General features: G+C 66.4%; 6 protein-coding genes. All 6 read right to left on the bottom strand.

Annotation, left to right across the window (positions count from 1 at the left end; translation table 11 throughout):
- Positions 1–202: 202 nt before the first annotated feature.
- The 6 genes from G3N99_RS31250 to G3N99_RS31225 all read right to left on the bottom strand — a co-directional run bounded on the left by G3N99_RS31250 (position 203) and on the right by G3N99_RS31225 (position 6,822).
- Positions 203–901, bottom strand: coding sequence for a TonB family protein (locus G3N99_RS31250; RefSeq protein WP_206124308.1), 699 nt, complete (start codon positions 899–901; stop codon positions 203–205).
- A gap of 4 nt (positions 902–905) precedes the next feature.
- Entirely contained in the window at positions 906–1,316 is a 411-nt protein-coding gene (locus G3N99_RS31245) for a biopolymer transporter ExbD (RefSeq protein WP_011354695.1), read from the bottom strand.
- A gap of 18 nt (positions 1,317–1,334) precedes the next feature.
- A complete protein-coding gene (locus G3N99_RS31240; RefSeq protein WP_206124307.1) occupies positions 1,335–3,131 on the bottom strand; it encodes a MotA/TolQ/ExbB proton channel family protein in 1,797 nt (598 codons plus the stop codon).
- A 67-nt stretch (positions 3,132–3,198) separates the two neighbouring features.
- On the bottom strand, positions 3,199–4,851 hold the full coding sequence (locus G3N99_RS31235) for a ShlB/FhaC/HecB family hemolysin secretion/activation protein (protein WP_241011943.1): 1,653 nt from the start codon (positions 4,849–4,851) through the stop codon (positions 3,199–3,201).
- 151 nt (positions 4,852–5,002) lie between these two features.
- The gene (gene cysC / locus G3N99_RS31230) at positions 5,003–5,650 is read right to left on the bottom strand and encodes an adenylyl-sulfate kinase (protein ID WP_241011942.1); all 648 of its coding nucleotides are present in this window, start codon (positions 5,648–5,650) and stop codon (positions 5,003–5,005) included.
- Positions 5,650–6,822, bottom strand: a complete 1,173-nt coding sequence (locus G3N99_RS31225; RefSeq protein ID WP_206124305.1) for a TIGR03032 family protein — start codon at positions 6,820–6,822, stop codon at positions 5,650–5,652. Before G3N99_RS31225 ends, cysC begins: the two co-directional genes overlap by 1 nt.
- Positions 6,823–7,101 lie beyond the last annotated feature (279 nt).

The raw sequence follows: 7,101 nt of genomic DNA, 5'->3' as shown, positions 1-7,101 counted from the left end.
GACGCGCAGGTCAGCCCGAGCGTCAGCACCGCCGCGCCGACGCGCGACAGGCGCGCGGGCAGCGCGCCGTTGCGGGGCACCCCACCCCGTCCGTTCATCTTCCGAATCATCGAAGCACTCCGAACAATTTTCGTTTCTTTTCCGGCAGCATCCGTGCGACGGCGCCACCCCATGATTCTTTCGTCGTATCGCGCACGCATCGTCATGCCGGCTTGCGCCCCTGAAGCTTGACGAGCACCGGATACGAAGTCGCCGGCGGCGGCACCTCGTCGACCCGGCCGAGCGCTTCGACCGCCGCGACGACGGCCGCATCGATCTTCGCGTCGCCGGTGGACTGCGCGATCGTCACCTTCGTGATCCGTCCCGACGCATCCATCCACAGGTTCAGGTTGCCCGCGAACCGCGCGCCGCCGGCCTCCTGCACGCCCTTGTCCTGCTCGATCGCGCGCTGCAGCACGTACACCATGTATTGCGCATAGCTCGCGTTGCCGAACTTGCCGCCCCCGCCGCTGCCCAACATGCCGGAACCGTCGCCCGCGCCAATGCCGAAATTGTCGGTGCCCGCCTGCGCATCGGCATTCATCGTCATCTGCTTCGGCTGGTTGTCCGACGGCTTCGGCGCCTCGGACGGCTTCGGCGCGATCGTCGGCCGGTCGATCGGCGTCTTGACCTCTTCCTTCACCTTCTCGGGCGGCGGCTTCTGTTTCGGCGGCGGCGGGGGCGGCGGCAACGGAATCACCGTCGTCACCTGCGGCGCGCTCACGCGCTTCACGCCCGCGGTGTCGCCGGCGAAACGCCAGACCAGCGCGGCCACGCCCACGAGCACCAGCGCGATCGCGACGGGCTTCACGTAGCGGCCGGGGCCCTTGTCCGGCGGGCCGCCGTTGTAGGTCATTTCCATCGCGTCAGCCGCCCTGCTTCGCCTTGCCGGTCACCAGGCCGACCTGCGACAGGTCGAGGCGACGCAGCAGGTCGAGCACGTCCATCACCTTCTGGTACTGCACGCCCGCGTCGCCCTTCAGCACGATCGGAAATTCCGGACTGGTCGCTTTCTCGGTGCGCAACCGGCTCTCGAGCTCGTCCATCGTCACCGGGTACGCGTCGAGGAACACCTGCCCCGAATCGGCGACCGTGATCGCCTTCGTTTTCGGTTTCGCGAGGCTCGCGGACGAGCTCGCCTTCGGCAGATCGACCTTGATGCCCTGCACCGACGCGGTCGTCATGATGATGAAGATGATCAGCAGCACGTACGCGAGGTCGAGCATCGGCGTGATGTTGATGTCGTCGTACGGCTTGTCGTCGTCCTGAACCTGCATGGTGGTCTCCTGCGTGCGTCAGTCGGCCAGCACCGCGTGATCGGGCGCGCGGTGGGCTTCGGCGAGGCGCGTGACGAATTCGTCGACGAACACCTGCATGTTCGCGGTCACGTTCTTGTTGCGGATCAGCAGGTAGTTGTAGCCAAACAGCGCGGGGATCGCGACGAACAGGCCCGTGACGGTGGCGAGCAACGCGGCCGCGATACCCGGCGCGATCGCGTTCACGTTCACGTCGCCGGCCGCGGCGATCGCCGCGAACGTGATCATCACGCCGACCACCGTGCCGAGCAGACCGAGGAACGGGCCGCCCGAGATCGCGATCGTCAGCAGCACCATCGACTTCGACAGCTTCTGGTTTTCGCGCACCAGCGTCGCGTCCATCGACGCGCGGATCGCCTCGATCGATTCCGACGTGATCACCGTGCGGCCGTTGTTGTCCACGCGGCTGTGGATTTCATGCACGCCGGCCTTGTACAGCCGGTACAGCGACGACTGATACAGGCGGCGGCCGTCGGCGCTCGCTTCGTCGACATGCGCGAGACCGACCAGGTGACGCCCGGCCACTTCGCGGAAACGCTGCACGAAATACTGGTTCGCCTTGTCGACGGTGCCGACGTAGCGCGCCTTCGTCCACATCACGATCCACGACACGAGCGCCATGCCGAGCAGGATCGTGATCACGACCCACGCGTCGACGGTCACCGACTGCACGATCACGCCGAAGTAGCCGAAGCCGAAACCCGACTGCTTCTCGTCGGCGCCGTACGCGACGAGCTTCGATTCCGAACCCTGCGCGAGCGCGTCGACCGCAAACACGGCCGGCGAGCGCGCGATCTTCGACAGGCGCAGTTCGTCGAGCGCGCCCGAATACGCGGCGAACCCGGCCGGCGCACCCGTTGCGTCCGCACCGATCGTCGCTGCGGCGTTCAGCGCGGGCAGCGTCGCCGCGACCTGAGCAGCCTGCTTGCCGTTCACGTAGATGGTGAGGTTCTTGCCGTCGGCCGTGACCGCGAGATAGGTCCACTGGTTCGCGGCGACCGGCGATGCGGCCGGCGTGCGCACCGGCGCCGTGCTGCCAGCGACTTCCGCGAACGGCACGCCGTTGTCGAGGCCGATCAGCAGCGCGTTCGCGCCATCGCGACGGCTGTACAGCAGCGTGTTCGGCGCGAGCGCAGACGGCTTCACCCACGCACTGAACGTGAAGCTGCCGCCGGCCGGCAGGTTCAGCGACGCACTCGCCGGCAGCGTCAGCGACCCGCTGCCGTCGAACCGCGCGCCCTTGCCGACGATGCCGTCCTCGACCGTCTTGAACGAGGCGTTCTGCGCATGGTTGCCGTACGCGGTCAGGTCCTTCGGCGGTGCACCGGCCGCGCCGTTGAAGTGATAGACGAGCGTGTAGTCGGCATCGAACGTCTCGGCCGGCTTGCTGCCGTCCGGCGCCTTCTTGTTGCCGTAGTACATCCAGATCGACTCCGCTGCGCCGGCCGGCATCTTCGGAATGTCGACCCAGATCAGCGCGACACCGAGCACCGGATCGTATTGCTCGACGTGGTAGTTCAGCGGCGTCTTGTCGTCGGCGGCGACGAAGCGGATGTCCGCGCCGTTGTCGGCCAGCCCGTCGAACTGGAAGTTGCCCGAGTGCAGGCGGATCAGCAGCGGCACGCGGCCGGCCGATTCCGCGAGGTTCGCGCCTTTCGCGCTCGCGTCGATCGTGATCGCCTTCCGGTACGACCAGTCGTTCTGCCACCACGCGTTCGCGATGCCGGGCAGCACGCCGAGCATCACCGCCAACAGGAAAAACAAGACTCGCTTCACGATCCACTCCCCGAATGTGCGGGCACCGCGCTCGTCGCATCGCCCAGGCACGATCAAAAAAAATCCGTCAGAACCCCAGCCTTACGTAGAAATCGAACCGCGGGCTGTACTGCCGCGTGTAGACGCCCGCCTTCAACGGCCATCCGGCCTCGAAATCCGCGCTTGCGTACTTCATGATCTGCACCCGCGTGCCGACGCCGACGCTCATCAGGTTGAAGCGCGACGTCTGCTCCGGCAGCGGGCTCAAGAGCCACAGGTGCGCCGCATCGAAGAACGCGTGGAAGCGCCATTCGTTCACGCGGCTGCCGACCGCGCCGCCGAGCCACTTCGCGAGCGACGGGCTGCGCAGCTCGACCGACGCAATCACGCCGCTGTCGGCCGTGTCCTCGGCCTGCATGTAGCCGCGCACGCTGTTCATCCCGCCCGCGGCGAACTGCTCGCTCGATACGAGCGGCGAGTTCGAGATCTGCGCGTTCACGTGCGCGTTGGCCTGCATGTCGTTCGCGAAGCGCTGCGTGTGGTTGACGTCGAACTTGCCGTACACGAAATCGGGCGTCGCGTTGTAGCGCTTGTTGTCCCATGAGCCCCAGTCGCTGCCGAGGCCGCGGATGTTCGTCGTCACCGATGCGGAGAACGACGTCTGCGAGTTCTTCAGGCTCAACTGGCCGTTGTACGACAGCGTCACCGGCACATACGTGAGCGGTGCGGTCGAGCCCGGCTGGCCCGGTATCGACACGTTTTCGTCGAAGTGCTTGCGGTCGATCTCGACGCTGACCGAATGCGCGTAGGTTTCCGTTGCCGGCAGCGCATAGATCGCGGTGAAGCCGTACGTGGTGCCCTTGCCGAGCACGTTGGTGTTCGCGACCGATGCGACGTTGCTGTCCGAATGCACGACCGTCGCGAGGAAACTCCAGCGCGAATCCCTGATCGGCGCGAGATACGAGAACGCGTAGACGCGCGCATCGTTCGGATGCTGCGGCGCGAGCACGTAGGTGCCGGAAATCACGTGGCCGAGCTGCCACAGATTCGAGTAGCTGAGGTTCGCGGTCGTGCGCAGCGTCGACGTGCCGGGGCTGTTGTCGTTGTTCAGTTCGAGCGAGCCGTGCAGCGGGCTGTGATCGTCGACCTTCAGGTCGACGTCGACCGTCTGCGGCAGCGCACCCGGCTTGAGGATCGGAATCACCTGCCGGTCCGCCGAGCGATTCAGATCGGTGAGCTGCTGCTGCGCCTGGTTGAAATCGGGCACCTGGCCCTCGGCCAGCGCGGGCACCGCATCGCGGATGTTCTGCGGCGAGTTGTATTTCGCGCCGTCGACGCGCAAGCGCCCGACCTTCGCTTCCGTCACCTGCAGCAGGATCACGCCGTTCTTCACCTGCTGCTGCGGCAGCTCGACGACGACCGACTGGTAGCCGCGATCCTGGTACGCCTTCTGCAATGCGTCACGTGCCGCGTTCACGTCGGCGAGCGTGCGGCCCGGCCCTTCGAACGGGTACACGGCCTTCTCGATCTCGAGCGTCGGCAACGTCGTGTTGCCGCGCACCACGAAGGCATTCACGTCGAACGACTGCGGTGCGGCCGGCGCCGCCTTCGCGGCGGGCGCGGTTTCCTGCGCATGAATCCCCGGCGCGAAACCCAGCCCACCGGCCAGCACGACACCCGCCAGGCATCGGCAGTTCAGCCGCCATCGTTCGCGTGACTTGCGGTCTACTCTCGGCGGCATGCGCCATTCCCCTTTGTTGTTCCGGACCGAAGCTTTGCGCACCGCGCCAGCCGTTCGCTCCGCTATCAAATGCCTGTTTCACTTTGATGACGATTTATTCGTCATCCTTAGCATAGTCAGCGCAATGCCGTTTCCGCCCACCGATCCGAACTTAGCCGTGACGCATCAGCGCCGCCCGCGCATCGACCGCACGACCAAACTGCGCACCGGCGAACTGCATCAGCGTGTCGACGCACGTCGCAAGCGAAGCATGACCCGTATCGATCTCGAGGTCGGCTGCCACCGGCGGTTCGTACGGTGCCGAAACACCCGTGAATTCCGGCAGCGCACCGCACCGCGCCTTCGCATACAGCCCCTTCGGATCCCGCGCCTCGCAGCAGGCCAGCGCCGTGCTCACATACACTTCACGGAATGCCGGCCCCACGATCGCTCTCGCTTCGTCGCGCATCGCCGCGAGCGGTGAAATGACCGCGACGATCGCGAGCGCGCCGGATTCGCTCAACAATGCCGCGACTTCGGCGATGCGACGCACGTTCTCGAAGCGATCCTGCACCGTAAAACCGAGATCCCGATTCAACCCCGTCCGCAACCGGTCGCCATCGAGCACCACCGGATGCATGCATCGGTCGCTCAGTCGCGCGGCCACCGCATCGGCCAGCGTCGTCTTGCCCGCGCCCGACAGCCCCGTGAGCCACAGCACCCCGCCGGCCCGCTGCGGCGCAGCCCCCCACCCTGCGTGAGCCCCGTCTACCGATAAGGACGAAACGACGCCGGAAAACCCGCAACGTTCGATCTTCATCACGCCTGTTCCCCCGTATTCGCGGGTTCGTCGTCCTCGCGCGGACGCGTCTGCCAGAAGCCGCCCTGCATCGTCACGATCGACGGCGTCTCGGCCCATTGGTGCGGACTCAGGATCTCGGCGCGCCGCACGTTCGGGAGCACCTGCACGTCGAAGATCTCGTCGACGCCGTTGAAGAACTGAAGGATGCCGAGCACGTCGCCGGTGTTCGCGTCGAGCGCGGCCACCCCCGCGACCAGCACATCCGATTCGCTTTCGATCGGCAACCCCTGCGGGCCGCGCTTGTCGCGCAACTTCGACAGTCCGACGAACAACACGCCGCCGTACTCGGCAAGACCGTGCGTGAAGCCCGGCAGCTTCGCGAGCACACGCCGCGCGCCGGACTGCGGATCGATCTGCAGCACATGGCCGCGGCCGCCTTCGAGCACATGCAGTCGCCCGCCGATCATGCGCGGCGAATGCGGCATCGACAGCCCCGATGCGACGACCCGGCCGGACGGCACCTCCATCACGATGCCGCTGCTTGCCATGCCGCTGCGCCAGCCGAACGGCTCGTTGCTCATGCCGAGCGCGGTCACGAACCGCACCTTGCCGTCGGCAAACGCCATGCCGTTCAGGTGGCAGCGATCGTCCGGCGCGGTCTCCGTCACGAACGGCGGCTGCCAGATCGGCGTGAAATTGAAATAGCCGTCGATCACGCTGATGCACGAATAGCGCGTGTTCACCGCGAGCAGGACGTGCTTGTCGAACGCCATGTCGTGCAGGTCGAGATCGCCGGTGTAGTAGGACATGCGCGGCACGAACATCGCGTCGTAGTGATCCGGGCGAGCCGGATAGCGCGGCGCGAGCGTCGACACGTTCGCAAACACCATCAGCTCGTGCATCGTCGCGACCGCAAGCCGGTTGCCCGACACGGCCATCCCCATCGAGCGCGGCAACAGGCACGCGGACAGCGTGGGAACGCCATCGTCAACGCCGATCACTGCGACGCCCGACGGGCGACGGCTCACGGCCAGCGAGCACTTGAGCGCCTCGAGCACCTGCAGGAAGCGCCCCGTGTCGCGCAGGTTGATGACCGGCGACAGCGCTTCCGCTTGCCGTGCCGATGCATCGTCCACTGGCGCGTCGCGCTCGCCGGTCGGCCTGGTTTCCTCGAACTGTTCCACTGTCATGCACCTGTCGGCTTCATGCCGCCTGATGAGAAAAAATGCGCGTATCCGCGTGCTCCCGCGCGCCGGCACGGCGCGTCGGGGCCGCGTACAGCGCACCAAGTCGCAGCTCCCACCTACCTAGACGGAACGAAGCGCGCATTGCCGCAATGTTTTTTTGCGTGACGCCGATCGATCCGCCTGCACGGGCAAACGATCGACGCAAGCGGGCTGCAATGCGCGCGCAGCCGCTCCTCGCGCAAGACTTGCGAGATGCGGTGCATGACCTTGCGTGGCCCCCGG

Source organism: Burkholderia sp. Ac-20392 (assembly GCF_017104585.1).
Lineage (GTDB): Bacteria > Pseudomonadota > Gammaproteobacteria > Burkholderiales > Burkholderiaceae > Burkholderia > Burkholderia lata.
This window is presented reverse-complemented; position numbering and strand designations above follow the sequence as displayed.